Source organism: Nonomuraea sp. B19D2, from assembly GCF_040137845.1.
Taxonomy (GTDB): Bacteria; Actinomycetota; Actinomycetes; order Streptosporangiales; family Streptosporangiaceae; genus Nonomuraea.
This window is the reverse complement of sequence record NZ_JBEFAK010000041.1, coordinates 54,383-79,333: the sequence shown is the minus strand read 5'-3', so window position 1 is coordinate 79,333 and position 24,951 is coordinate 54,383. Positions and strand designations below refer to the sequence as shown.

20 protein-coding genes are annotated in these 24,951 nt (G+C 70.8%); 14 read left to right on the top strand and 6 right to left on the bottom strand.

The features are described 5' to 3' along the window. Nucleotides 1-85: 85 nt before the first annotated feature. The 10 genes from ABN273_RS45720 (at nucleotide 86) to ABN273_RS45675 (ending at nucleotide 12,230) form a co-directional block, all read left to right on the top strand. The gene (locus ABN273_RS45720) at nucleotides 86-2,179 is read left to right on the top strand and encodes a glycoside hydrolase family 36 protein (RefSeq protein ID WP_349455856.1); all 2,094 of its coding nucleotides are present in this window, start codon (nucleotides 86-88) and stop codon (nucleotides 2,177-2,179) included. An 11-nt stretch (nucleotides 2,180-2,190) separates the two neighbouring features. Continuing rightward, nucleotides 2,191-3,510: an ABC transporter substrate-binding protein gene (locus ABN273_RS45715; protein ID WP_349455855.1), complete on the top strand. Its 1,320-nt coding sequence runs from the start codon at nucleotides 2,191-2,193 to the stop codon at nucleotides 3,508-3,510. A gap of 10 nt (nucleotides 3,511-3,520) precedes the next feature. Beyond that, entirely contained in the window at nucleotides 3,521-4,435 is a 915-nt protein-coding gene (locus ABN273_RS45710; protein ID WP_349455854.1) for a carbohydrate ABC transporter permease, read from the top strand. A gap of 65 nt (nucleotides 4,436-4,500) precedes the next feature. Then, nucleotides 4,501-5,337, top strand: a complete 837-nt coding sequence (locus tag ABN273_RS45705; protein WP_349455853.1) for a carbohydrate ABC transporter permease — start codon at nucleotides 4,501-4,503, stop codon at nucleotides 5,335-5,337. Between the two features lie 4 nt (nucleotides 5,338-5,341). Further along, the gene (locus ABN273_RS45700; protein WP_349455852.1) at nucleotides 5,342-5,506 is read left to right on the top strand and encodes a hypothetical protein; all 165 of its coding nucleotides are present in this window, start codon (nucleotides 5,342-5,344) and stop codon (nucleotides 5,504-5,506) included. 83 nt (nucleotides 5,507-5,589) lie between these two features. Further along, a complete protein-coding gene (locus ABN273_RS45695) occupies nucleotides 5,590-5,961 on the top strand; it encodes a hypothetical protein (RefSeq protein ID WP_349455851.1) in 372 nt (123 codons plus the stop codon). A gap of 55 nt (nucleotides 5,962-6,016) precedes the next feature. Further along, a complete protein-coding gene (gene dnaK, locus ABN273_RS45690) occupies nucleotides 6,017-7,894 on the top strand; it encodes a molecular chaperone DnaK (protein ID WP_349455850.1) in 1,878 nt (625 codons plus the stop codon). Beyond that, nucleotides 7,891-9,114: a nucleotide exchange factor GrpE gene (gene grpE / locus ABN273_RS45685; protein ID WP_349455849.1), complete on the top strand. Its 1,224-nt coding sequence runs from the start codon at nucleotides 7,891-7,893 to the stop codon at nucleotides 9,112-9,114. The genes dnaK and grpE overlap by 4 nt, the downstream gene beginning before the upstream one ends. 34 nt (nucleotides 9,115-9,148) lie before the next feature. After that, the gene (locus ABN273_RS45680) at nucleotides 9,149-9,580 is read left to right on the top strand and encodes a PPOX class F420-dependent oxidoreductase (protein ID WP_349455848.1); all 432 of its coding nucleotides are present in this window, start codon (nucleotides 9,149-9,151) and stop codon (nucleotides 9,578-9,580) included. Nucleotides 9,581-9,914: 334 nt separating this feature from the next. Next, nucleotides 9,915-12,230 (top strand): hypothetical protein, encoded by a 2,316-nt coding sequence (locus ABN273_RS45675; RefSeq protein ID WP_349455847.1) that lies wholly within the window; start codon nucleotides 9,915-9,917, stop codon nucleotides 12,228-12,230. Between the two features lie 12 nt (nucleotides 12,231-12,242). Here ABN273_RS45675 and ABN273_RS45670 read toward each other — a convergent pair whose 3' ends face one another. Further along, nucleotides 12,243-12,848 carry a TetR/AcrR family transcriptional regulator gene (locus ABN273_RS45670; RefSeq protein WP_349455846.1) on the bottom strand — a complete coding sequence of 202 codons (606 nt, stop codon included), beginning with the start codon at nucleotides 12,846-12,848 and terminating at the stop codon, nucleotides 12,243-12,245. 87 nt (nucleotides 12,849-12,935) lie between these two features. On the opposite strand from ABN273_RS45670, the gene ABN273_RS45665 reads away from it, so the two are divergent. Then, entirely contained in the window at nucleotides 12,936-13,724 is a 789-nt protein-coding gene (locus tag ABN273_RS45665; protein WP_349455845.1) for an SDR family NAD(P)-dependent oxidoreductase, read from the top strand. 11 nt (nucleotides 13,725-13,735) lie between these two features. Here ABN273_RS45665 and ABN273_RS45660 read toward each other — a convergent pair whose 3' ends face one another. Beyond that, the gene (locus tag ABN273_RS45660; protein WP_349455844.1) at nucleotides 13,736-14,920 is read right to left on the bottom strand and encodes an FAD-dependent monooxygenase; all 1,185 of its coding nucleotides are present in this window, start codon (nucleotides 14,918-14,920) and stop codon (nucleotides 13,736-13,738) included. Nucleotides 14,921-15,110: 190 nt separating this feature from the next. Here ABN273_RS45660 and ABN273_RS45655 point away from each other — a divergent pair, with 190 nt between their 5' ends. After that, nucleotides 15,111-16,469 (top strand): OFA family MFS transporter, encoded by a 1,359-nt coding sequence (locus tag ABN273_RS45655; protein WP_349455843.1) that lies wholly within the window; start codon nucleotides 15,111-15,113, stop codon nucleotides 16,467-16,469. Beyond that, nucleotides 16,466-16,576, top strand: a complete 111-nt coding sequence (locus ABN273_RS59885) for an MFS transporter small subunit (protein ID WP_502911231.1) — start codon at nucleotides 16,466-16,468, stop codon at nucleotides 16,574-16,576. The genes ABN273_RS45655 and ABN273_RS59885 overlap by 4 nt, the downstream gene beginning before the upstream one ends. A gap of 26 nt (nucleotides 16,577-16,602) precedes the next feature. On the opposite strand, the gene ABN273_RS45650 is transcribed toward ABN273_RS59885, so the two are convergent. The 3 genes from ABN273_RS45650 to ABN273_RS45640 all read right to left on the bottom strand — a co-directional run bounded on the left by ABN273_RS45650 (nucleotide 16,603) and on the right by ABN273_RS45640 (nucleotide 22,923). Beyond that, complete coding sequence (locus tag ABN273_RS45650) at nucleotides 16,603-17,634, bottom strand: hypothetical protein (protein WP_349455842.1); 1,032 nt, start codon at nucleotides 17,632-17,634, stop codon at nucleotides 16,603-16,605. Nucleotides 17,635-17,729: 95 nt separating this feature from the next. Continuing rightward, a complete protein-coding gene (locus ABN273_RS45645; RefSeq protein ID WP_349455841.1) occupies nucleotides 17,730-19,049 on the bottom strand; it encodes an FG-GAP repeat domain-containing protein in 1,320 nt (439 codons plus the stop codon). Nucleotides 19,050-19,092: 43 nt separating this feature from the next. After that, nucleotides 19,093-22,923: a S8 family peptidase gene (locus tag ABN273_RS45640; protein ID WP_349455840.1), complete on the bottom strand. Its 3,831-nt coding sequence runs from the start codon at nucleotides 22,921-22,923 to the stop codon at nucleotides 19,093-19,095. A 179-nt stretch (nucleotides 22,924-23,102) separates the two neighbouring features. On the opposite strand from ABN273_RS45640, the gene ABN273_RS45635 reads away from it, so the two are divergent. Continuing rightward, entirely contained in the window at nucleotides 23,103-23,465 is a 363-nt protein-coding gene (locus tag ABN273_RS45635; RefSeq protein ID WP_349455839.1) for a cupin domain-containing protein, read from the top strand. 56 nt (nucleotides 23,466-23,521) lie between these two features. On the opposite strand, the gene ABN273_RS45630 is transcribed toward ABN273_RS45635, so the two are convergent. Then, entirely contained in the window at nucleotides 23,522-24,949 is a 1,428-nt protein-coding gene (locus ABN273_RS45630; protein ID WP_349455838.1) for an N-acetylmuramoyl-L-alanine amidase, read from the bottom strand. Between the last annotated feature and the right edge of the window lie 2 nt (nucleotides 24,950-24,951).

The following is a 24,951-nucleotide window of genomic DNA, read 5'->3' as shown; positions in this document are numbered from 1 at the left end:
GCAAGCGCCACTCGGTTAGAGGAAGCGCCGCTCGGCCAGAGCAAGCGCCGCTCGGCCAGAACGCCAGAACAAGCAAGGGAGATCCATGAACACCAGCGTCGTCTGGGGCCACCCGAGCCTTCGGGTCGTGCTCGACGTCTCACCCGACGGCCCGGTCGGCGTGCGGTCGCTGTCGCGCGGCGACGCCGCCACCGCGCACCGGCCCCGGGCGACGCAGCCACTGGTGGAACTGCTGCTCCCGGGCACCGGACGGGCGCGCGCCTCACACCGCTTCTCCCGGACGGCGGTCGGCCAGCGCCTCGCCTATCTGGGCTGCGACCAGCGTACGGACGGGGCGTGGCACGTCCTGCGGGTGCACCTGCACGACGCGGAGAGCGGGCTGGACGCCGAGGTGTTCCTCCGCTCGGCGGACGGGGTGGCCGCGTTCCAGGCGTGGACGCGGGTGACCAACCGCGGCCAGGAGCCCGCGCTGCTGCTGGGCGTCACGTCGTTCGCCGCCGCCTTCGCCGGCTCGGTGGACTCCACCGACGTGGTGCGGGCCGACAGCGAGTGGCTGGGCGAGAGCCGCTGGGTCCGCGAGGCCCTCCGCGCGCAGGCCGTACCCGATCTGCATCTGCCTGCGCACGGGCAGGACGGGCGCGGCCGGCTCGCGGTCGTCGGGAAGGGCACCTGGTCGACCGGCGGTCACCTGCCCACGGGTGGGCTGATCGACCGCGACAGCGGGCAGGCGTGGCTGTGGCAGATCGAGCACAACGGCCCCTGGCGCTGGGAGGTCGGCGAGCGGCTCGACGACCCGTACGTCGCGCTGCTCGGCCCGACCGACATCGACCACCAGTGGCAGCACCGGCTTCGCCCCGGGGAGTCGTTCACCACGGTGCCGGTGTCGGTCGCGGTGTCCAGCGAGGGCCTGGAGGGGGCCGCCGAGGCGTTGACCGCGCATCGGCGGGCGATCGTCCGGCCGCATCCCGACCGGGAGCGGCTGCCGGTGGTGTTCAACGACTACATGAACACGCTGTCGGGCGACCCGACCACGGCCAAGCTGCTGCCGCTGATCGACGCGGCCGCGGCCGCGGGAGCCGAGGTGTTCTGCGTGGACGCCGGCTGGTACGACGACGACGGCACCTGGTGGGACAGCGTCGGCGAGTGGCAGCCGTCGCAGACGCGCTTCCCGCGCGGCATCGAGGAGGTGCTGGGCCGCATCAGGGAGCACGGCATGGTGCCGGGCCTGTGGCTGGAGCCCGAAGTGATCGGGGTACGCAGTCCCATGGCGGACAAGCTGCCGCCGGAGGCGTTCCTGCAGCGCGGCGGCGTACGCCTGGTCGAGCACGGCCGCTACCATCTCGACCTGCGCCATCCCCGCGCGGTCGCGCACCTGGACCAGGTCGTGGACCGGCTGGTGGAGGAGCTGGGCGTCGGCTACTTCAAGCTCGACTACAACATCGACCCGGGAGTGGGCACCGACCTGGACGCCGACAGCGCCGGGGACGGGCTGCTGGCCTGCAACCGGGCCCACCTGGCCTGGCTGGAGGGCGTGCTCGAGCGCCACCCCGGGCTCACCCTGGAGAACTGCGCGTCGGGCGCCATGCGCATGGACTACGCGATGTTGTCCAGGTTGCACCTGCAGTCCACCAGCGACCAGCAGGACTTCCGGCTCTACCCGCCGATCGCGGTGGCGGCGCCGATGTCGGTGCTGCCCGAGCAGTCGGCGAGCTGGGCGTACCCGCAACCCGACATGTCGGACGAGGAGATCGCCTTCGCACTGTGCACCGGCATGCTGGGGCGGCTCTACCTGTCCGGCCACCTGGACGGGATGAGCGCCGCGCAGCTCGACTCCGTCCGCGACGCCGTACGCGTCCACAAGGAGATTCGCGCGGACCTGGCCCGCGCGACGCCGCTGTGGCCGCTCGGGCTGCCGCGCTGGGACGACGGCTCGCTCGCGCTGGGACTACGTGCCGGCGACACCACATACGCTGGCGTCTGGCGGCGGGACGATGCGTGGTCCGTACGGCTCGACCTGCCCCACCTGGCGGGCCGCGCGGTCGAGATCGACATCCTCTACCCACGGCACCTGCCGGACTGGGATCACGACTGGGAGCCCGGCCCTGGCGTGTTGACGCTCACGTCCCGCGGCGAGGAGCCCCTCTCCGCCCGGATCTTCCGCATCCGCACCGCCTCATGAAAGAGACCACCATGAAGACGAAATGGACGGCCGCCGCCGCCGCGGCCACCCTCGCACTCGGGCTCGCCGCGTGCAGCGACCCTTCCGTCGAGAGCTCCTCCTCCGCCTCCGCCGCCCCCGCGACCTGGGCCGACCCGACCGCGAAGCTCGACGGCGTCAAGCTGACGATCTGGGCTGCCCAGAACAGCAACACCGTACCCAAGGCGGTCATCGCCGGGTTCCAGAAGGCGACGGGCGCGACGGTCGAGGTCGTGACGATCCCTGACCCGTACGAGCAGGGCATCCAGACCAAGGTCGCCACCGGCGACAAGCCCGACCTGGCGTTCTGGCAGCCGACCGCGTCCATGCTGACCGCGATCAACGCCAAGGCCAACCTCCAGCCGCTGAACGACGCGCCGTGGCTGTCGCAGCTGTCGCCGGACCTGAAGGACATCACCGGCATCCTGGACGGCACCCGGTACGCGGCCCTCATCACGAGCCCCGCGGTCGAAGGCGTCTACTACAACAAGGAGGTCTTCGCCGCCAACAAGATCACCAGTACGCCGAAGAACTTCGACGAGATGGTGAAGCTGGCGCGCACGCTCAAGGGCAAGGGCGTCACCCCGTTCTTCGAGATGGCCGGCGACAAATGGGCGACCCAGTGGTGGGTGCAGGTCCAGCTCGCCGACGCCGCCAAGGACGGCCTGTGGGAGCGGATCAACACCGGCAAGCAGAAGTTCACCGATCCGACCGTGGTCGGGGCGATCAAGAAGTACAAGTCGCTGATCGACGAGGGGCTGTTCAACTCCGACATCAAGACCGCGAAGTTCGAGGACCAGGGTGCGGCGCTGCTGTCCGGCAAGGCCGCCATGGTCGTGCAGGTGAACTCGTTCTTCGGCCAGCTCCAGGCCTCGGCGGACACCGCGACGCTGAACAAGAAGATCGGCTTCTTCCCGATCTCACCGTCGGGGAACGTCGGCACGTTCATCCCCGACCAGTCCAACGCGCTCGTGGCGTTCAAGACCGGCGACGCCAAGCGCGAGGCCGCGGCACGGCAGCTCCTGGCGTACTGGATGGGGCCCGGCTACAAGGACTTCGTCGCCGACCGCAACACCGTCTCCCTGGAGCCGTCGGTGCCCAGCCCGGCGGGCGTGCCGCAGGCGCTGCTCGACGTGCACGCCTCACTGCCCACCGCCGTCGGGTCCATGCAGGCGCTGGCGGTGGCCAACCCCGACCTGTACCTGAACCTGGCCGACATGATCAACGGCACCTTGACGCCGGAGAAGGTCGCCTCGGCCACGCAGGACCAGTTCGCCCAGCTCGCCAAGGCGGCCGGGGCGAGCGGTTTCTGAGGAGTCCAACGTGCTGACCACCACCCCCGCGCGGCAGAGCATGCCCAGGCGCACCACGACCCGCGGACGCCCGGTCGTCCGGCGGAGAACGCACCCCATGTGGTTCATGGCTCCGGCGTTCGCCATCCTGCTGGTGTTCTTCTTCCTGCCGACGCTGTTCAACTTCGTCTACGCCTTCACCGACTGGTCGGGCTTCAAGAGCACGATCCGTCCGGTCGGGCTGGAGAACTTCACCGACCTGGCCTCCAACGGCACGCTGTTCCGGTCGCTGCGGGTCACGGTGGTGTACGCGGTGCTGGTGGCGGTCTTCCAGAACGCGTTCGGCTTCGGCCTGGCCGTGCTGCTCGAACGCGACACCCTGGTCAACCGGGTGGCCAGGGTGTTCTTCCTGATCCCCGTGCTGATGTCCGCGCTGGCCGTCGGCTACATCTTCCAGGCCCTGCTCAAGCCCACCGGCGGCCTGAACCGGCTCCTCGGGATCGACTACGCCTGGCTCGGCGACACCACCTGGACGATCGTGGTGGTCGCGCTGATCCACGCGTGGAAGTGGATGGGATTGTCGATGCTCATCTACCTGGCCGGGCTGAAGACCATCCCCGAGGACATCGTGGAGGCGGCCCACATCGACGGGGCGTCGCGGTGGCGTACCTTCTGGACGGTCCGCTTCCCGCTGCTGGCGCCCGCGATCACGTTCAACGTCGCCACGGCGCTGCTGGGCTCGATGAACGGGTTCGACGTCGCCCAGGCCACCACCGGCGGCGGGCCCGCCCGCACCACGGAGATCCTGAACATCTTCATCTACCGCACCTTCGGGCAGGGGCTGTTCGCGCAGGCCACGACGATGAGCCTGGTGCTGTTCCTGCTGGTGGCCCTCATGGCCTTCCCGGTCATCTACGTCCTGCGCAAGCGGGAGGAGGTCCTGTGAGCGAGCGCAGCGAGCGAACCAATGGACACAGCGCCTTGGTTCATAGGGCTGCCGAAGGCGGTCCTATGAACCGACTGAGTGACGCGAGTGTCTGGAGGCGGCTGCAGCCCGTCGTCGCGCTCGTCCTCGTGGCGGCGTCCATCGGCATCCCGCTCTGGCTGGTGCTGGTGACGGCCGCCAAGTCCCAGGGCGAGGCGCTCCAGCCGGACCTGTCGCTGCCGTCCAAGTGGCACCTTCTGGAGAACCTCGGCCAGGTGTGGGGCGACGGCAAGGTGCTGCAGGCCACGCTGGGCAGCCTGCTGGTCGTCGTGCCGTCGGTGGTGGGGGTGCTGCTGTTCGGGTCGATGGCGGCCTGGATCCTGGCCCGGCGCGCCAGCCGGCTCAACGCCGTCCTGTACGCGCTGGCGATCAGCGGCATCGTGCTCCCGCCCGCCGTCGTCACCGTCGTCCTGCTGCTGCGCCAGCTCGGCCTGGCCGGGACCGCGGTCGGGATGATCGGCGTCTACATGGGCATCTACATGTCCACGGTGATCTTCTTCGTCACCGGCTTCGTCCGCACCATCCCCGACTCGCTCGAGGAGGCGGCGCAGCTCGACGGCGCGAGCCCGCTCAGGGTCTTCTGGCTGGTCGTGCTCCCCCTGCTGCGCCCGGTACTGGCCACGGCCACCATCCTGGTCTGCCTGTACGTGTGGAACGACGTCTTCTACGCCTTCTTCGTGATCGGCGGGCGGCTGGACACGCTCCCGCTCAACCTCTTCCGCGTGGCCAGTGCCGGGCTCTACCTCAACAACTGGCACCTGATCTTCGCGTACGTGATCCTGATGAGCCTGCCGCTGGTCGTGGTCTTCGCCGTGGCCCAACGGAAGATCATCTCGGGTATCACCAGCGGCGCTGTCAAGTAGCTGCATGTCCGCCCTCGTCCACGTCCGCACGGGCGCCGGCGTCATCTCGCTGCCGGAGACGAGGGCGCCGCACCTGGACCCTGCGTACGCGTACGGACCGAGCTCGGCGTTCTTCCAGAACAGCACCGAGTTCGGTACAAATCGGGCATTTTCCCAGGTGTTGCGGTAGCATCCATATCGAAGTTCCGTTTCATACCTGCAGGTCGCAGCGCATCCGGCTGGCGATTGTCTGTGGCGCAGGAGGTGACTACGGTGACTGTGCGGTACGGCGGCGAGCAGCCCCGGCGGGACCACTACACGGTGCTGCGCGACCCCGTCCGGCGCGCCGCCTACGACTCCGGCAGCGGACACGACGCTCCGCTCGGAGGGCGGCCAGTTCCCGTCAGGGTCACGCATACGCCGGATCCCGATCTCAATCTCAACGTGTCCGCGCGAGCCGTCCGCCGGAGTGCTCCGGCTCACATGGCCGCCGTGGCCGCGATGATCGCCGACCTTTCTCCTGCCGTCGTGCCATTGGAAAATGCGCTGCTGCGGGTGGGCCCCGCGCGGCTCCATCCGGCCCGCAGGGATGGGCGCGACATGACTTTCCTCGGCCGGCCCACCACACGCCTGTGGTGGCTGTGAATCCGAATGCGGTGTTCGTGCCAGGACGAGGAGGGCGGCAGGAAGGAGGCCGGCGATGACCAGACCCGTCGGTATCGACCTCGGCACGACCAACTCGGTCGTCTGCGTGCTGGAAGCCGGCGAGCCGACCGTTGTCACCAACACCGAGGGATCGCGGACGACCCCTTCGGTGGTGGCGTTCGCCAAGAGCGGCGAGGTGCTGGTCGGTGAGATCGCCAAGCGTCAGGCGGTCACCAACGTCGAGCGCACCGCCCGCTCGGTGAAACGCCACATGGGCGAGGCGACGTGGCGCTTCCCCGAAACGGGGAGCATAGATGACAAACGGTATACCGCGCAGGAGATCTCGGCTCGGGTGTTGCAGAAGCTGAAGCGTGACGCCGAGGCCTACCTCGGAGAGCGTGTCACGGAGGCCGTCATCACCGTGCCGGCGTACTTCGACGACGCGCAGCGCACCGCGACCAAGGAGGCGGGGGAGATCGCCGGTCTGAAGGTGTTGCGGATCATCAACGAGCCCACGGCGGCCGCGCTGGCCTACGGCCTGGACAAGGAGAACGACCAGACCATCCTGGTCTTCGACCTGGGCGGTGGCACGTTCGACGTGTCGCTGCTGTCCATCGGCGAGGGCGTGGTCGAGGTGAAGGCCACCGCCGGCGACACCCACCTGGGTGGCGACGACTGGGATCAGCGGATCGTCGATCACCTGGTCACCCAGTTCAAGAACGCCCACGGGGTGGATCTGTCCAAGGACAAGATGGCGATGCAGCGGATGCGTGAGGCAGCCGAGCGGGCCAAGATCGAGCTGTCCTCGACCAGCGAGACCTCGATCGGCCTGCCCTACATCACCGCCTCCGACCAGGGCCCGCTGCACATGGACGAGAAGCTGACCCGCGTGCAGTTCCAGCGGATCACCCAGGACCTGCTGGAGCGCTGCAAGGGCCCCTTCCACCAGGCGGTGAAGGATGCCCGGCTCCAGGTGTCCGACATCGACCACGTGATCCTCGTCGGCGGCTCCACGCGCATGCCGGCCGTGGTCGACCTGGTACGGGAGCTGACCGGCGGCAAGGAGCCGCACAAGGGCGTCAACCCGGACGAGGTGGTGGCGATCGGCGCCGCCCTGCAGGCCGGGGTGCTCAAAGGTGAGGTCAAGGACGTCCTGCTGCTGGACGTCACCCCGCTGTCGCTGGGCATTGAGACCAAGGGCGGCATCATGACCCGGCTCATCGAGCGCAACACCACGATCCCGACCAAGCGCTCGGAGGTGTTCACCACGGCCGAGGACAACCAGCCGTCCGTGGCCATCCAGGTGTACCAGGGCGAACGCGAGATCGCCGCCTACAACAAGAGGCTCGGCATGTTCGAGCTGACCGGCCTGCCGCCCGCGCCGCGCGGGGTCCCGCAGATCGAGGTGGCCTTCGACATCGACGCCAACGGCATCATGAACGTCTTCGCCAAGGATCTCGGCACGGGCCGGGAACAGTCGATCGTGATCACCGGCGGTTCGGCACTGCCGAAGGACGACATCGACCGGATGGTGCGCGAAGCGGAGCAGCACGCCGAGGAGGACCGCCGCAGGCGCGAGGCCGCCGAGACCCGCAACAACGCCGAGACGCTCGTCTACTCCACCGAACGGCTGCTGCGCGACAACCCGGACAAGGTGCCCGCAGACGTCAAGTCCGAGGTGGAGGCCGCGCTCGCCGACCTGAAGGAGAAGCTGAAGGGCGAGGACACAGGCGCCATCAAGCAGGCCACGGAGAAGGCCTCGGCCACCGCCCAGAAGATCGGCCAGGCGATCTACGCGCAGGCGCAGAGCACCGCCCCCGGCGGGAGCGCGGGCGCCGGCGCAGGCACAGCTGATCAGCAGCGGGCCGGCGAAGAGGAGGTCGTGGACGCGGAGATCGTCGACGAGGACAGACGCCAGGAGGGCGAGAGATGAGCCGCCGGCCCGATCCCGCACGGCAAGGGCGGCCGCCCGCCGGGCTTCCGCTGCCCGCCCAGACCGCAGGCGACAGAACGGACCCGGCCGGCATGCCGTCGCCGGCCCGTGACGCTCTGACGTCACAGCCGCGGGCCGCGACAGGCCGGACCGCCGGACGGACACGGTCACGGACCGCCCGGCTGCAGGCCGAGCTCGCCGAACGCACCGCCGACCTGCAGCGGCTCAAAGCGGAGTACGACAACTACCGCAAGCGCGTCCAGCGCGACCAGTCGGCCCTGTACGACGTCGGGGTGGCGCATGCGCTCCGCAGCCTGCTACCCGTTCTCGACGCCATCACCCGGGCCCGCGAGCTCGGCGACGTCTACGGCGGCTTCGAGCTGGTCGCCGAGACACTGGAGGCGGAACTCGGGGCTCTCGGCCTGGAAGCCTTCGGCGTGCCGGGCGAGACCTTCGACCCTACGCGCCACGAGGCGGTGGGCTACGTACCCTCGGCTCGGACCGGCCGCGCGACCTGCAGCGAAATCCTGCTCCGCGGCTATCGCGTGGGCGACCGCCTGCTGCGCCCGGCTCGGGTCACGGTGACCGGGCCGCCTGCGCAGGGCGGGGGGTTACACCCAACGGGCAGACACAGGGCCAGCGCCGTGCGCCAGGTCGCCCCGGCAGTGGCGTGCGCTTCGGTGCGGGAGGAGTTCCCGGTACTCGGTTGTGTCCTGATCGAAGTGGAACGCGAGGAAGTGCGGCTTGTCGCCACGGATCGCTACCGTTTGGCGCTCCGCGCGCTACGGCCCTCCTCCGTCGAGGGCGACCCGTGCCGCTTCCTGGTCGGAGTTTCGGAGCTGAAGAACATCGCGTCCCAGGCCATACGCCTACCGGACATCAGTATCGAGGTGAACCGGCAAGGCGTGCGGTTTCACAGCGCCGGTGCCTCACGTGACCTCCCGACCGTCGACGAGACGTTCCCGGACTACCGGATGATCCTGGACCACCTGCCGGCCGCTCGGCACCGGATCATCACGGACCGGACCGCTCTTCGGCAGGTGATCGCCGCTGCCGGACACGACGGGCCACTCACCCTGTATGCCGACGAGGCGAGCCCGGCAAGGCACGCGAGCACTTCGAACTGGCCGCCCGGAAGACGAACAACAGCTCCTCAGCGCGGCCATCAGTACGCTGATGATGCGCGTGGACCCCGGTCCGCCGGCGCAGCTCCCGCTTGACCTTCATACCGGTATGAACGTTGAGGATTCTCCTATGACCGCCACACCGTTCAACCCACGCACGCTGCTCGCGGAAAGCCGGCTCGGCGTCCTCGCAACCATCAAGTCGGACGGCCGCCCCCAGCTCTCCCCCGTCATGCCCTGCTACGACCAGGACGCCGACGTCATCTACGTCTCGATGAACGAGGGGAGCGCCAAGACGGCCAATCTGCGCCGGGACCCGCGAGCCGCGCTGGAGGTCACCAGCCCCGACGGCTGGGCGTGGGCCACCGCCGAGGGCACGGTGACACTCATCGGGCCAGGGACCGATCCCCACGGTCCCGAGGTGGAGGCGCTGGTGCACTACTACCGCGTCGCCGCCGGGGAGCACCCGGACTGGGACGAGTACCGGTCGGTGATGGTGGCCGACCGGAGGGTCCTCATGACGATGAAGGTCGACCACGTGTACGGCGCCAGGATCGGCTGATCGATCATCGAATCATGGGCACCTGGGTGCACATCCGCGGCTGGCTGGAGTTCCACGGACAGCGACCGGCAGCCGATCGCCGCGCTCCCCGCCGTCGATGACGACAACGACCGCGTCTGCGGCGCCGCCGACTTTCACACGGTGTTGAAAGCGGTCCGCACCTCATCGAGCAAGCTGACCACCCGTCACGCACCCATAGAGGCCATAGATCCCATGTACAACAAGCGCACGAGAGCTGCCAAAAAGGCGGTCGACGCCTACTCCTGCGCCTGACCCACTTCCGGCCACTCAGTGCTGGTCGGCGGGCAGGGGCGTGCCCACTAGGCTCTCGGGGGTGAGGTGGGTCGATCGCGTGCGGTGGCCCTCGGCGGGCCGGCTGCTCGCCGTGGTGTCGGTGGCGCCGGTGGTCGCGGTGGCCGGGTGGTTGCTGGCCGGGGTGCCGCTGCTGCTGCTCGGCTGGTTCCGCCCGGTGCCAGCCGTGCTGCTCGGGGTCGGTCTGGCCTTCCTGCTCGGCCGGTACGCCCTGCGGCGGCTGCCGGAGACGGTGGAGGCGTCCGGCTGGCACACGGCGGCCGTGGTGGGCGTCGCCGTCGCCTCGGCCGTGTTCAACGGGATCTTCCACACCGAGCAGTTGATCGTGCGCCGGGACCCGGCGACCTACGCGCAGTACGCCATATGGCTGGCCGAGCACGGTTCGCTGCCCATCCCGTTCGACCTCGCCGCGTTCGGCGGCCCCGACCCCGCGCTCCACTTCGACAGCGTCGGCTTCTACCAGTACGGCGGCGCAGTCGTGCCGCAGTTCATGCCGGGCATGCCGCTCATCGGCGCCTTCGGCCACTGGCTGGGCGGGCTGACGGGCCTGCTGCTGATGCCGCCGGTGCTGGGCGGACTGGCGGTCCTGGCCTTCGCGGGCGTCGTCGCCCGCCTCGCCGGCGCCCGCTGGGCGGTCCTCGCCGCGCTGGTCCTCGCGGTGAGCCTGCCCCTGATCTACACCTCGCGCAGCGCCTTCAGCGAGCCTCTGGCGATGATCCTCCTGTTCGGCGGCGTGAGTCTGCTCCTGGACGCCCGCTTCCGGCTTCGCTCGGGCGCGCTCGGCCTGGGCTTCCTCCCCGCCGACCCGGCCCCTCTGCTCGCCGAGGCCGGCGACCCGGCCGCCCGAGGAGGGGTCCGCCGTGCCCCCAGGGGTAGCGCCCTCATGCGCGTCCTGCTCCTGGCCCGCGCGGCGCATCCGGGCGCCGGCCCGGCCTCGGGGCGCGGCCCGGCGGGGAGCCCGGTCGTGCGGGCCCTGGGATGGGTCCGGGCGGTGCAGGCGGGCGGCGCGGCGGCGTCGGCGGGGCTGGTGTTCGGGCTGGCGTTGGCGGTCAGGATCGACGGGCTGCGCGATCTGCTGCCGGTCCTCGCGTACGGGGGGCTGCTGATCGCGCTGCGCCGCCACCAGGCCCGGCACGGGGCCGGGGACGGCGTGTCCGGCGGGCGGCTCGGGTGGCCGCTGCTCGCTGGGCTCGCGGTGGGCTCGGGGCTCGGCTTCCTGGCGGCGTACCTGCTGGCCCGGCCCTACCTGGCGTACCTGTCGGGTTCGCTGGGACCGCTGCTCGCCGTCTGCGCGGCCGTCCTGGCATTGACGGTCGCGGGCACCGTCCTCGCGCCGCGCCTCGGACCGAGGATCGCCCGCCTGGTGCGCCATCCGTCGGGGCGGGCCGCGCGGCTGCTGCCCGCCCCGGCCGCGGGACTGGTCGTGCTGGTGATGGCGGGGTTCGCCGCGCGCCCGTGGGTGCAGACCGTGCGCCGCGTCCCGCTCACCCCGGAGGACGTCCTCACCGCCGACTTCATCGCCAAGACGCAGGCCGCCAACCACCTGCACTCCGACCCCGGCCGGCTGTACTACGAGGACTCGCTGTACTGGGTGTTCTGGTACGTGGGCGTCCCGATCGCGGTGCTCGCCACCCTGGCCGCCGCCGTGCTGGCGCACCGCCTCGTCCGGGGGCGCGACTTCGTCTGGCTGCTCCCCCTGGCCGTCATCGGCTGGACCACGGTCACCACCTTGTGGCTGCCGTCGATCACCCCGGACCACCCCTGGGCCTCCCGCCGGCTCGTCCCGGTCGTCATCCCGGGTCTGATCCTGCTCGCCGTCTGGGGCCTGCGCTGGGTGCGGGAGCGGGCGCGGCGCATGGGGTACGGCCGCCGGGCGCAGCGGGCCCTGCTCTCGGCGGGGTGTCTGCTGCTGGTGGCCCCGGCCGCGGTGACCTCGATCGGGACCGCCTTCACCCCGGTCGAGCGGGGCGAGTCGGCCGCCGTGGCGGGGTTGTGCGCGGCGCTGCCCCGCGACGCCTCGGTGCTGATCGTCGAGCGGGTCACCGGAGACCGGTTCACCCAGCTCGTCCGCGGCATGTGCGGCCTGCCCACGGCCCGGGTGGTGCGCGCCTCGGACCCGGACCTGCCCTCGCCGGCGAACGTCACGCGGCTGGCCGAGCGCGTCAGACGGGCGGGCCGCGTCCCGGTCCTGCTCGCCGCGGAGAAGGACCAGGTCTCCCCGTACGGCGCCCCGGTGCGGGTGATGGGGCTGCGGACGCTGCAGGACGAGCGCTCGCTCACGGACCCTCCGAACGGCACCTGGTCCCTGTCGATCGACGTCTGGATGACGCGCCCGTAACCGGACGAATATCTAAGCGTCGCCGCTCCGGCCGGCGGCCAGGGTGCGGACGGTCGACACCACGGCGTCGCGGCGCCGGGCCAGGGCCGCCTTGTCGTCCTGTTCGTCGAGCACGAGGCGGCACAACTGCGGGACGGCGAAGTTCCAGGCGACCAGCCCGAGCACGGTGAACATCCAGTCCTGGGCCGCGCGAGTGCGCCGGGGTTCGTCCAGTCCGGCGCCGACGCCCCCATCGACGAGGTCCCGTACGTTGTCCCGGTAGGCCGCACGGCGTTCGTCCTCGCCCTGGACGGGACCCGCGCCGGTCTCCAGGGCCTCCCACAGCAGCAGCCTGATCAGCTCCGGGTGGTCCTGGTACCAGTCGAACAGCTGCCCGACGGACTCGGCCACCGCGCAGGGGTCGAGGGCATTGGAGTGGCAGACCTCGTCGACCTTGGCCCGCACCACGGCCCCGAACAGCTTCTCCTTGCCGCCGAAGTACAGGTAGATCGCCTGCTTGTTGGCCTTGGCCGCGGCGGCGATGCGCTCGACCCTGGCCCCCGCCAGGCCGTGCGCGGCGAACTCGGCGGCGGCGGCCTCGAAGATCCGCCGGCGGGTGGCCTCCGCGTCATAGCTCATGGACAGAATTAAACCATCCAGTTGACTTTTTCGCAGATGACCGCTTTGATCTAAACCAACCAGATGGTTTATTTCTGAGGAGACAGCATGTCCACCACTTCCACCGCTCCCGTGCCGGTCCGCTCCCCGCTGCCCGCCGGCCTCACCGGCGCCACCGTCGTCGTCATCGGCGGCAGCTCGGGCATCGGGCTGGCGGCCGGCGTGCTGCTCGCCGGTGTGGGCGCCCGCGTCGTGCTGGTCGGGCGCGATCAGACCAGGCTGACGGCCGCCGTGGACCGCGTACGTGACGCGGCGCAGGCGGACTCGGTGCTCGGCGTGTCCGCCGACGGCGCGGACGAGGACGCCCTGGCGGAGATCTTCGACCAGGCCGGTTCGGTCGGCCATGTGCTGGTGACGGCCGGCGGCATCGGCGGCGCCGGGCCATTGACGGAGCTCTCGGCCGGCGACCTCCGCTCGGTCCTCGACTCCCGGGTCTGGGGCGCCTTCGCCGCCGCCCGGGTGGCGGCGACCCGGCTGCCCGCGGGCGGCTCGATCACGTTCACCTCCGGCACCTACGCGATCCGGCCGGTGCCCGGGATGACCGGCCCCCTGGCGGCCATCGGCGCCGTCGAGACCTTCACCAAGGCACTCGCCGTCGAGCTCGCGCCGAGGCGGCTGCGGGTGAACGCCGTCCGATTCGGCAGCTTCGACACGCCGCTGCTCCGCACGCTGTCCGGACTCGGCAGCGACGCGGCGATCGCCAAGGCCGGGGAGCACACCCCGCTCGGCCGTTTCGGCACCGCCGAGGAGGCCGCCGCGTCCACCCTCTTCCTGATGGCCAACAACTACGTCACCGGCCAGGTGATCACCGTGGACGGCGGGCAGAGTCTGGCGTGAGACCGACCGGCTCACGCGGCCTTCGAGCCCGCCCGCCGCTTGAAGGTGAGCAGCGACGGGATCTGCTCGATCGCATGTCCCACCCGGTAGTACAGCCGCGGCGGGACGTGCGGGAGCAGCCGGGACTGCCGCCGGCCCAGCAGCGTGAACATCTCCAGCGGTGAAAGCTCCATGTAGCGCGGGAGGTTCTCGTACCACCGGGCGCTGTAGCGGGCCGCCCTCTGGACGGGCCTGATCGCGGATCTGCGTTTCCGCTCGTAGCGGGCGAGGGCGGACTCGAGCCGGGATTCCCGGTACAGGGCCTGGACCAGGTAGGCGGCGTCTCCGAGGGCGAGGGCGGTGCCCGCGCCGATGGAGTAGTGCGTGGTGTGGGCGGCGTCTCCGAGCAGGACGAGGTTGCCGCGGTGCCACGTGCGGTTGGTCACGGTGCGGAAGTTGAGCCAGTGCGCGCTGCCGTCGGCCTGTCCGCGGCCGATCAGCGGGTGCCCGTCCAGGATGTCGGCGAAGAGTTTCTCCAGCAGGGCCAGGCTGTCGGCTTCGCTGGTCTGGTGGAGGCCGAGGCCTTTCCAGGTCTCCGGGGAGCATTCGATGACGCAGGTGCTGTGGTCGTTGCTGTAACGGTAGCCGTAGCACCAGATCCAGCCGTGTTCGGTTTCGGTGAAGGCGAAGGTGAAGGCGTCGAAGACCTTGGTGGTGCCGAGCCACATGTACTTGTCCCGCCCGGCTGTCACCTCGGTGCCGAAGTGGGTGGCGTGGCGTTCGCGCAGCACGCTGTTGACGCCGTCGCCGGCGACGATGAGGTCGGCGTCGGCCAGCTCGCGCTCGTCGGTGATCTCGTGCTCGTACTCGATCCGTACGCCGAGGGAAAGAGCCCGCTCGGCGAGGATGGCCAGCAACTCGTGCCGGCCGATGCCGTAGCCGACGTCCGAGTCCTTGGCCGTCACCGTGGCGCGGTGGCGGATGTATGCGACCCAGCTGTCCCAGCGAACGGAGCTCTCGCTGATGGTCCGGGCGGATTCGGGGTCGGCGACGTACAGGTTGCCGAGGAGTTCGTCCCAGTACGTCACGCCCCAGCCGTAGGTTGATCCGGCTGGGTTGCGTTCGTAGACGGCGATGTCAACGGCCGGGTTGGCCCGTTTCACCAGGATGGACAAGTACAGGCTGGCGGGTCCGCCGCCCACGCAGGCGATCTTCACATTAGCCCTCCGTTGTCACGAAATACAGTCGAGCTGTTACATAGAGTAACTATCCCTGCTCGACCATCATCACTCCGGTCTTGCCTGCCCGAGTGCCTCCGGGCAGGCGGCGCCGCCATTCGTCGCTGATTTCTGACCGCTCGCCGTAAAGATCTCCAATACTGCATACGGTATGTGGTAGGCGTGACACGTGGCGACAAGTTTCCTCGACCGTTCCCGTATCGTGGCGGCCCCGGGGTGGAGCCGGTGGCTGGTGCCGCCCGCGGCACTCTCCGTGCACCTGGCGATCGGGCAGGCGTACGCGTGGAGCGTGTTCAAACCCCCGCTGGAGTCCGCGCTCCAGCTGTCGGGCACGCAGAGCGCCCTGCCGTTCCAGCTGGGCATCGTCATGCTCGGCCTGTCGGCGGCCTTCGGCGGCACGCTGGTGGAGCGCAACGGGCCGCGATGGGCGATGTTCGTCTCGATGGCCTGCTTCTCCTCCGGGTTCCTGCTGTCCGCGCTGGGCGTGGCCACCCGGCAGTACTGGCTGGTGGTGCTCGGCTACGGGGGCGTGGGCGGGATCGGGCTCGGCATCGGCTACATCTCCCCCGTCTCCACGCTGATCAAGTGGTTCCCGGACCGGCCCGGCATGGCCACCGGGATCGCGATCATGGGGTTCGGCGGCGGGGCGCTCATCGCCTCGCCGTGGTCGGCGCAGATGCTGGAGTCGTTCGGCACGGACACCGGCGGGATCGCCACCACGTTCCTCGTGCATGGCGCGGTCTACGCGGTCTTCATGTCGATGGGCGTGCTGCTGGTGCGTGTGCCGGCGGAGGGCTGGTCGCCACCCGGGTGGACGCGGCCCGCGGTCGCGGCCAGGCCGCTGATCACCGACGCGGACGTCTCGGCCCGCAACGCGATCCGCACGCCGCAGTTCTACTGCCTGTGGATCGTGCTGTGCTGCAACGTCACCGCGGGCATCGGGATCCTAGAGAAGGCCGCGCCCATGATCAGGGACTTCTTCACCGGCACGGCCACGCCGGTCGCCGTGGGGGCCGCCGCCGGGTTCGTGGCGCTGCTGTCGCTGGCGAACATGACCGGCCGGTTCGTCTGGTCGTCCACCTCGGACCTCATCGGGCGCAAGAACATGTACCGCGTCTACCTGGGCGTCGGCGCGCTGCTCTACCTGGTGATCGCGCTGGCTGGGAACTCCTCGAAGCCGCTGTTCATCGTGTGCGCGCTGGGCATCCTGTCCTTCTACGGCGGCGGCTTCGCGACGATCCCGGCGTACCTGAAGGACCTGTTCGGCACCTTCCAGGTCGGCGCGATCCACGGCCGCCTGCTGACCGCGTGGTCCACCGCGGGCGTGCTCGGCCCGCTCATCGTGAACGCCATCGCCGACGCGCAGAAGGCGGCCGGCAGGTCGGGGCCCGCGCTCTACACGACCTCCCTCTACATCATGATCGGGCTGCTGGCGGTGGGCCTGCTCGCCAATGAGCTGATCCGGCCGGTGAGCGACAAGTACCACGAGAAGCCGGCGGAGCCGGCGATGGAAGGGCAGGCGACATGACCTCGAGGCGGACCGCCCTGATGGCGCTGGCCTGGGCCTGGGTCGGCCTGCCCTTCGCTTTCGGCGTGTACGAGCTGGTGCTGAAGCTGACCCAGCTGGTGGGTTAGCCGGCTCCGCCGGCCGCGACCGCTGCTCAGACGCGGACGCCCGCCTTCCGCCACACCTTGAGCAGGCGGCGGGCCGAGCCGCCGACGGGGCCGACCGCCTCGTAGAGCACCTCTCGCGACACCGGCTTGGCCTCCGTCACGGCCGGCAGGGCCGCGTCCGCGGCGGTGATCGTGTGCGAGCAGACGCTCAGCAGGTACTCCGGGATCTGCAGGCGCGGGTCCGTGCATCCCACCAGCGGGACGCCCACGGCCGCGACCACGGGGAACACCGTCCCCGGGATGCCGATGGCCGCCTCGGCGCGGGCGGACGCCTGGACCGACGGCACGGAGCTGATCTCGTACCGCTCCCACAGTGAGCGGTCCTCGCGCGGGTGCAGCCCGACCAGGATGTGCTTGCCCGCCGCCGCCAGCCGTTCGGCCGCGGCCAGGAGCAGCTCGGTGCCGGGGGCCGAGCCGCCGGTGCTGCTGGACCTGGTGACGCTGGTCAGCACCAGGACCGTGCCGGGCTCGGGGGCGTGCCTGGGCAGGTCGTCGGTCTGCGAGGTGCCCACGACCGCGATCGGGCGGCGCGTGCCCAGGTAGTCGTCGAACACCTTGGCCTCGGCGGGCGAGGACGCGGTGATCGCCCTGAGCCGGTCGCGGAACTCCTTCGCCCGCGGCGCCTCGACGGGCAGCTGGTACGCCAGCGAGCTCGCGATCAACGGCAGCCGCCGGAAGCGCGCCGCGCACTCCGCCGGCCAGTCCCCGGCGCCCGTCACGACGAGCAGATCGGCGTCCTGAACGCGGTCCGGCGTCACCACCGGCACCGGATCGCCCGGCTTGATCCCGGACAGGTCGGGCACCAGCTGCGTGACCTCCCACCCCTGCCGCCGCGCCTCGGGCAGCAGCGGGGCCACGTGGTAGGTGCCCCACGGCTCGTTCGTGGCGATCAGCACGCGGGGCGCTCGCACGTCGGCGTACGCGGCAGTGCCGCTCAGCGCGGCGAGACCGGCGCTGGAGAGCGCACCGGCAAGCAGGGAACGCCGGGAGAGCCTGGGCAATCTGTCATCAAATTTCATGGGATCTGAATCTATGGTCTGGTTGCTACCCGTTTGTGAACACGCGCTTACCCCCAAGGGAGAGGCTTACGTCCTCCTGTCTTCGTACCTGAGGTTCAGGACCTCAGGATCGACGTGGCGAAGCGGGCCAGGACTCTGCTTCCGTCCGTCACCATGAGCTTGAGGTCGGTGTAACCGGAGGCGAAGACGAGGTCGTCGTCCCCGTCCGCGTCATAGTCCGCGGCCGTCAGCGGGGCGGCGCGGTCCACTCCGGCGACGCGTCCGCCGGCCCGCAGGCCGCCGGGGCCGCCCCAGAAGATCCGCGTCACGGTGTGCGAGGGCGCCAAGTCCAACAAGCCGATCTCCCCGCCGAAGGCGAGGTCGTCCCGGCCGTCCCCGTTGAAGTCGCCGGACACCGCGCGGCCCGCCGTGCCCTTGAACACCTTCTGCCGGCCGTCGCCGTAGTAGACGGTCAGCGTCCTGTCGACCGAGGGCGGCTCCGTCTCGTAGCCTGGCTCGTCGTTGCGGTGGCCGTCATCGCCGATCGCGACGTCCCTGGTGCCGTCGCCGTCGAAGTCGCCGAACGCGGCGGCCATGCCCGCGTTGAGCTTGCGCCCCTCCTTCGCCGGCCCGGCGGGGCCGGCGCCGAGCAGCCAGCCGGACGTCTGGTCGTCGTCGTCCGGTTCGTACACGATCAGCCCGGTCGCGCGCCGTCCGTCGATCTCGTCCACGGCCAGCCGCCCGATCGCATCTCCGGTCGGCGACGGCTGGAGGGTCTGGCGGTTCGGGATCCCCCTGCGGCTGAAAGGGCCGTAGAGCACGGCCAGGTTCGTGTCCTCCCCGCTGCTGTCCGGGCTGGACATCGCCACGTCGGCGGCGCCGTCGCCGTTGAAGTCACCGGCGACGGCCTGGAAGTCGCTCAGCTCGCTCTCCTCCGGAACCCGCACAGGAGTGGGGAGCGTCCTGGCCTTGATGCCGCGCGGGCCGCCCCAGAAGATGTACGGGCGCGGCCCGTCCCGGCCGGGCGGGCACCCGTGACCCAGGACGTCGCCGAAGCCGTCGCCGTCGAGATCGGCCCTGCTCCCCGCCTCCGTGCCGGGCAACCAGGGGGCGAAGGTGTCTGATGACACGACCGCCCGTTTCCCCGGATCGAGCCCCCGCGGCGAGCCGTGGACCACCGCCAGATACGGCCGGTCGACTTCGCCGAACTCGACGACCAGATCCGACCGGCCGTCGCCGTTCACGTCGTCGGCCGGCCAGGCGTCCTTGCCGTCCTTGCCGTCACGGGACGTGGACACCAGGGGCGGCGCGGGCGTCGGCGCGGACCTGGCCGGCGCGGGAGGCGACGAGGGCGCCTGGCGCTCCGGACGCGGCATGTCGCCGCATCCGGCCATCAGCACCGCCAGCGCCAGCCAGGCGATCACCGTTCGAGGCATGAGCACAGAGCCTACGCCCGCCGCCGGGATCGCGGCCCGGTCGTCACTTCAGCCCGTACGCGCGGTGCACGGTCTGCTCCACGGTGTTGCCCTCGGCGTCCGTGGCCTGCGCCTTGAGCCCGACGGCGCCCGTGGTGCGGGCCAGTTCGGGCGCCGTGATGGTGGCGCGGCCCGAGGTGGAGACAGGCACCGGCGTCCAGTGGGCGCCGTCGTCGAACGTGACCGAGAGCTTCAGCGAGGTGAGCTTCGCGTCCGGCACGCCGAAGGACCCGTGGTAGCCGGTGACGGTGATCCGGTGGGAGGTGCCCGCCTTGAGCCGGTTGTCCAGGTCGAGGGGCACGTCGTAGCGGAGGTTGAGCCGCCTGACCGGCTCGCACGGCGCCAGCTTGCCCGTGGCGAACCAGGCCACGCAGAGCCCGTCGCCCGTCGTGGACATCCCGCCGGTCGGCCGCTTGGACCGGAAGGTCCACGCGGTCTCGACGTCCTTGGCGTACAGCTGCGACGAGTTGGGGCTGTGGAACTTGTCGGTGAGCCGGTAGGTGGCCTCCGTCTCCGGCAGGGTGAAGGTCGGCACGATGAACGAGACGATCCAGAGCACGATCTTGGTCTCGACGAGCGGGATCTCCTGCCCGTCGCGATACAGGTACATCTCGTCCTTGCCGCCGTGGACGTCGCTCTGGAAGTTGGCGTTGTACGCGTACGCCTCCTGGTGGTTCGGCACCGGTCCCATGACGGGCAGGGCCGCGAGGAAGGTGTCCTGCGTGCGGCACGGGAAGCACTGGGCGACGCCGGCGTCGAGCACCGCGTCGGAGACGACGACGTTGCCCGGCACGCGGGGCTGGATCCCCCACGCCTCGGTGCGCGACCCGGCCTTGGCGAAGACGTCCGCGGCGGTCGCGTTCAGCGCGCGTTTGGCGTGCCAGTTGTCGCCCTCGTCGTACGTCGTCGTGTTCACCCGGGTCCAGACGACGTCCGGCGAGACCGGCCCGACGTACTCGGTGAAGGTCGTCTGCGCGCGCACGGTGTGCTCCATGGACCACGGCCCGGCGTACACACCCGGACGGGTCAGCAGCGACGCCGCCGTGCTCAGCTGCACGTCGGCGGGCCGGTCGGCGTGGAAGCGGTCGTCGATCCGCTGCAGGTCGCGCGACTTGACCGAGTAGCGGACGTCGGCGGGGACCCGGCCCTCCTCGGGGAGCATCAGCGAGTACAGGTACGGCGTGGTCGCGACGCCCTCCGCCGTGACCGTCACCGGCCGGCGCTCGGACCGGGCGGCCAGCGCCCGCCCCTGCTCGGCGGGCAGGCTCATGGTCGGGATCGGGTAGGCAGGCCAGCTCGCGGCCGGGTCGAGGAAGGCCCGGCCGGCGGCCCCGTAGCCGAGCACCGCGGCGGCGCCCGCCTGCTGGGCGGCCTTGACCCGGTCCAGGGCGTTGCCCGTGCAGGTCGTGGCCGGGCACAGGTCCTCGAGGTTGAGCAGGACGAGCTTGCCGCGCACGTCCAGGCCGGTGAAGTCGGTGCCCTTGCCCGCGTGGACCAGCGCGAGCCTGCTGCGGCCGTCGAGCTTGCGCGTCGCCTTCTGCAGGTTCACGTAGCGCGGGGTGAGTTCAGGACCCCCGGGCACCTTCATGCGGATGGCGGGGGCGCCCATCTGGTAGCGGCCGGTGAGATGGAACGTGCCCTGGGTGACCTTGCGCGTGGGCAGCATCAGGTAGTCGTCGAACCCGTACCGCGGATACAGGGACGCCGCGTCGACGGAGCCCACGCCGTTGGCCGCCTCGCGCCGGAAGGTGTACTGGGAGAGGTGGACCTCCGAGTCGCGCGGCGTCTCCACGGAGACCTTGCGCGCCTTGCGCAGGTCGAGCGTGACCGTGGTGTCCTTGGTGATCTCGATCTGCGGCTCGACGGGCAGCGACTGGACCCATTCGCCGTCCGCGCCGCGCCAGGCCAGCGCGCTCATCACGGCGTAGGTGCCAGGGTAGACCTGTGCTTCGGTCTCGGCGCCCGTGGCGGGGCTGTAGGAGTACTGGAGGTCGTCGCGGTCGTCGGTCCGCATGAGCAGCCACGGGATCTCCGTGTTGTCGGTGGCCCCGTCCGGCAGCACCAGCCGGGCGCGCACGGTGACCTTCCGCGGCTCGACGAACGCGCCGACGGCCGTGTTCACCTGGACGTCGCCGCTGGCGGCCCGCACGTAGCCCTCGTACCAGGTGTCGGGGCCCTGGGGGTCGAACGCGACCGTGACGGGCGCGGTGCCGTGCGCGGGGACGGTGACCGTGTCGCGGTCGAGGGTGAGCGTGCGGACCGGCACGTCGCCGCCCCGGTGCGCCTTGACGCCGGTGCTCAGGGTGAGGGTCACCGGCTGGTCGCCGTCGTTGGCGTAGGTGAGGGTCTTGGTGACCGGGCCGCTCTGGGGCGAGGGCAGGAAGCCGAAGTCGATGCTGCCGGAGGCGCGTACCTGCCGCTTGACGGCGCGGGCGACGTCGACGCGGCCGGCGCCCTGCTCGTAGGCGTCCTGCCCGTCGCCGCGGGCGGAGCTGGTGAGCGCCGCCTTGAGCTGGGTGCCGGTCCAGTCGGGGTGCTGCTGGGCGAGGATCGCGGCGGCGCCGGCGACGTGCGGGGTGGCCATCGACGTGCCGGACGCGGCGGTGTAGCCGTCCTCGGCGGGTTGGCCCATGGACGTGCCGCGCGCGCGGGCGGCGACGATGTCCACGCCAGGGGCGCTGATGTCGGGCTTGAGGCTGTAGTCGAACGCCGTGGGCCCCCGGCTGGAGAAGGACGCGAGCGCGTCCGAGCGGTCCACGGCGGCGACGGTCAGCGCCGAGGCCGCGGTGCCCGGCGAGCCGATCGTGCGGTGCTCGCCGTCGTTGCCCGCGGCGATCACGAACAGCGCGCCGGAGTCGGCGGAGAGCTTGTTGACGGCCTGGTCGAGCGGGTTGTCCGGGCCGGGGCAGCAGCCGCCGAGACTCATGCTGACCACGCGGGCCTGCTGGGCGACCGCCCACTGCATGCCTTCGATGACGTCGGACTCGAAGCCGCTGCCGTAGTTGTTCAGCACCTTGCCGGCCAGCAGCGACGCCTCGGGGGCGACGCCGCGGTACTTGGCGCCGTTGCCCGCGATGATGGAGGCGACGTGCGTGCCGTGGCCGTGACCGTCCTGGGCGCTCTGCTCGGAGCTGAAGTTCTCCGCGGCGGCGATCCGGCCGGCCAGGTCGGGGTGGGTGGCGTCGATGCCGGTGTCGAGCACGGCCACCTTGACGCCCGTGCCCTTGAGCCCGGCCGCCCACGCCTCGGGGGCGCCGATCTGCTTGACGCTCCGGTCGAGCGTGACCTGGACCTTGCGGTCGAGCCAGATCTTCGAGGAGGCGGCCCTGGCCGTGCCGATCCCGGACCAGAACTGCCCGGCGGCCTTCTTGTCCACCTTGACGGCGACGCCGTCGATGCTGGGGAGGGTGCGTGCCCCGGCGATGCGCTGCTGCGGACCGTGCTGGACGATCACCGGCAGGGTGGGGCTCTCCGCGTCGGAGTAGCCGTTGCCCGCCAGGTACGCCACGTCGAACAGGCCCTTGTCCAGGCGTCCCGCCGACACCTGGCTCATCACGTCCGTGGGGTAGACGTAGTACGCCTTGCCCTCGCGTACCGACATGAAGAACACCGGCGCGCCCCCGGGCCTGCCGGCCGGCTCGACCCGGGCCTGTGGGCTGCCGTCGGGAGCGGTGTCGTAGGTCACCACGTCACCGGTGATCAATGTGATCTTCTTGGCGGACTCCCCCGCCGGGCCGGCGAGCGGCGCCGGGACCGAGGGGGTGGGAAGGGGGGTCGGCGCGGCCATCCCGGTGGACAGCAGCACGCCTAACGCGACAAGCGAGCGGCCGATCATGGGTCTCCTCAGAGATCATCGTGTCCCCGGGAACCATGACAGATCGCAGTAAAGCCGCGAAAGACGATCGAGAGTCCTATTCCCGCCATGTACGGAAACAGGACATGGTGTGGCGGAGTCCGCAGGAACAGGCGCGGCGATCACGAACGGTAAGCTGGAAGTGACGGAAGGGGGACGTCATGATCGAGGTCAAGAGCATCGACAAGCCGGACGAGCGTCGCGACTTCCCCATGGGGCATCTCGAAGTATGCAACCTGGAAGGCCTGAGCTTCGGCATGGCCACGTTCGAGCCCGGCTGGCGGTGGTCGGAGTCGGTGAAACCGATCGTGGGCACCGACTCGTGCCAGGTCCACCACAATTGCTTCGTCGTCCAGGGCCGGCTGCGCCTGCGGACGGACGAGGGCGGCGAGGCCGAGGTGGGGCCCGGCGACGTCTTCGTCTGCACGCCCGGGCACGACGCCTGGGTCGTGGGTGACGAGCAGTGCGTGGTCTACGACTTCGCGGGCGGAGCCGCGCAGTACGCCAAGGAGACAACCGGCTGAACACGGCTGTGGCCGGATCGCCAGCCCGCGCGATCCGGCCACAGGTCAGTGGGTTGTCATCCGCAGTGTTCGAGAGGGCTGTCGTACGTTCCGGCGCCCGCCTTGCCGCCCCACCTGACGCACTTGTCCGGGGCGGCGGCCCGTACGGGGCCGGCGTAGTACTCGAAGTTCCCGGTGTCGGTGACGCGGTCCTTGCCGTCGACCTCCAGGTAGGCGGTGGTCGCGGTGGCCTTGCCGAGCGAGGTCTTCTTGATCGTGGCCACGCAGTTGGTGCCGTTGGCGGAGTTGTAGAGCAGGAAGACCGTGCCCGCCGTGGCGAGGGCGGCCGAGTCGATCACCTTGTAGCCGCTGCCGCACACCGACTCCGGCGTGTGCGGGTTGGTGCCGCCGCCTCCGCCGCTGCCGGTGACGTACTGCATGTACTTGGTCCAGTCCCAGTAGCGGCCCGGGTCGGTGTGGTCGGCGCCGGGGACGTTGTTGTGGCCCACGATGTGGGTGCGGTCCTTGGGGATGCCGTACCGGTCGGCGATGTTGCGGGTCAACGCGGCCGACGAGCGGTACATCGCGTCGGTGAACCACGTCGCGTTGTCCACGAAGCCCTCGTGCTCGATGCCGACCGAGCGCCGGTTGTAGTTGCCGGCGTGGAAGGCGCGGTCCTTCTCCCTGACCATCTGGGTGATGGCGCCGTCGGAGGAGCGCACGACGTAGTGGGCCGAGGTGGGGTTCGGCCTGGGCCCGGTCTGGAACCAGGAGATCGTCCCGGCGTAGGAGCCCTGCGTCACGTGGATGACGATGCGGTCGATCGCGTCGCTGGTGGGCCGGTTGGAAACGGCGTAGTTGCTGCTGTGCGCGGGCACCCACGCGGCCGACGGGTAGTCCGTGCCCGCCGCGAGCGTGCTCGGCTTGTCCAGGTCGTCCACCTTGGCGTACGAGCCCCGGTCCGGCGTCACGGTGCGGGACGGCACGGTCACGGTCTCGCCACCTGGGGTGGTGGCGCGGATGCCCTGGGCCAGCAGGTCGTAGACGGTGTCGGCGTAGAGCCGGGCGACCTCGGGTGAGGAGGCGCCGGCGTACTTGGCCACCGCCTGGTACCACTTGCCCGCGTCCTTGCGGGCGGTGGCGTCCAACTTGAGCTCGTCGGCGTAGGCACGCAGCACGGCCGCGCCGCCGGCGATGTTGGCCGCGTCGTCCGACTTCAGCGCCGATAACGGCTTCTTGACCAGCGTGGCGGCCCGGTCCAGGGTCTTGGCGGCGACCAGGTGCATCACGCCGTACCCGCCGCTCGCGCTGGGCTCGCCCTTGTGCCCGTCCAGGTGGGTCTCGGAGTACGCCACCGACACCAGCAGGTCACGCGGCACCTCGTACGTGGCGGCCGCCTTGGCGAACGCGTCGGCCATCGGATCGGCGGAGGCGGCCGTGGCGGGCTGCCCCGCGACCAGCGCCGCGGGGATGACGGCGCCGGCCAGGAGGATGCGAAGGTTCACAG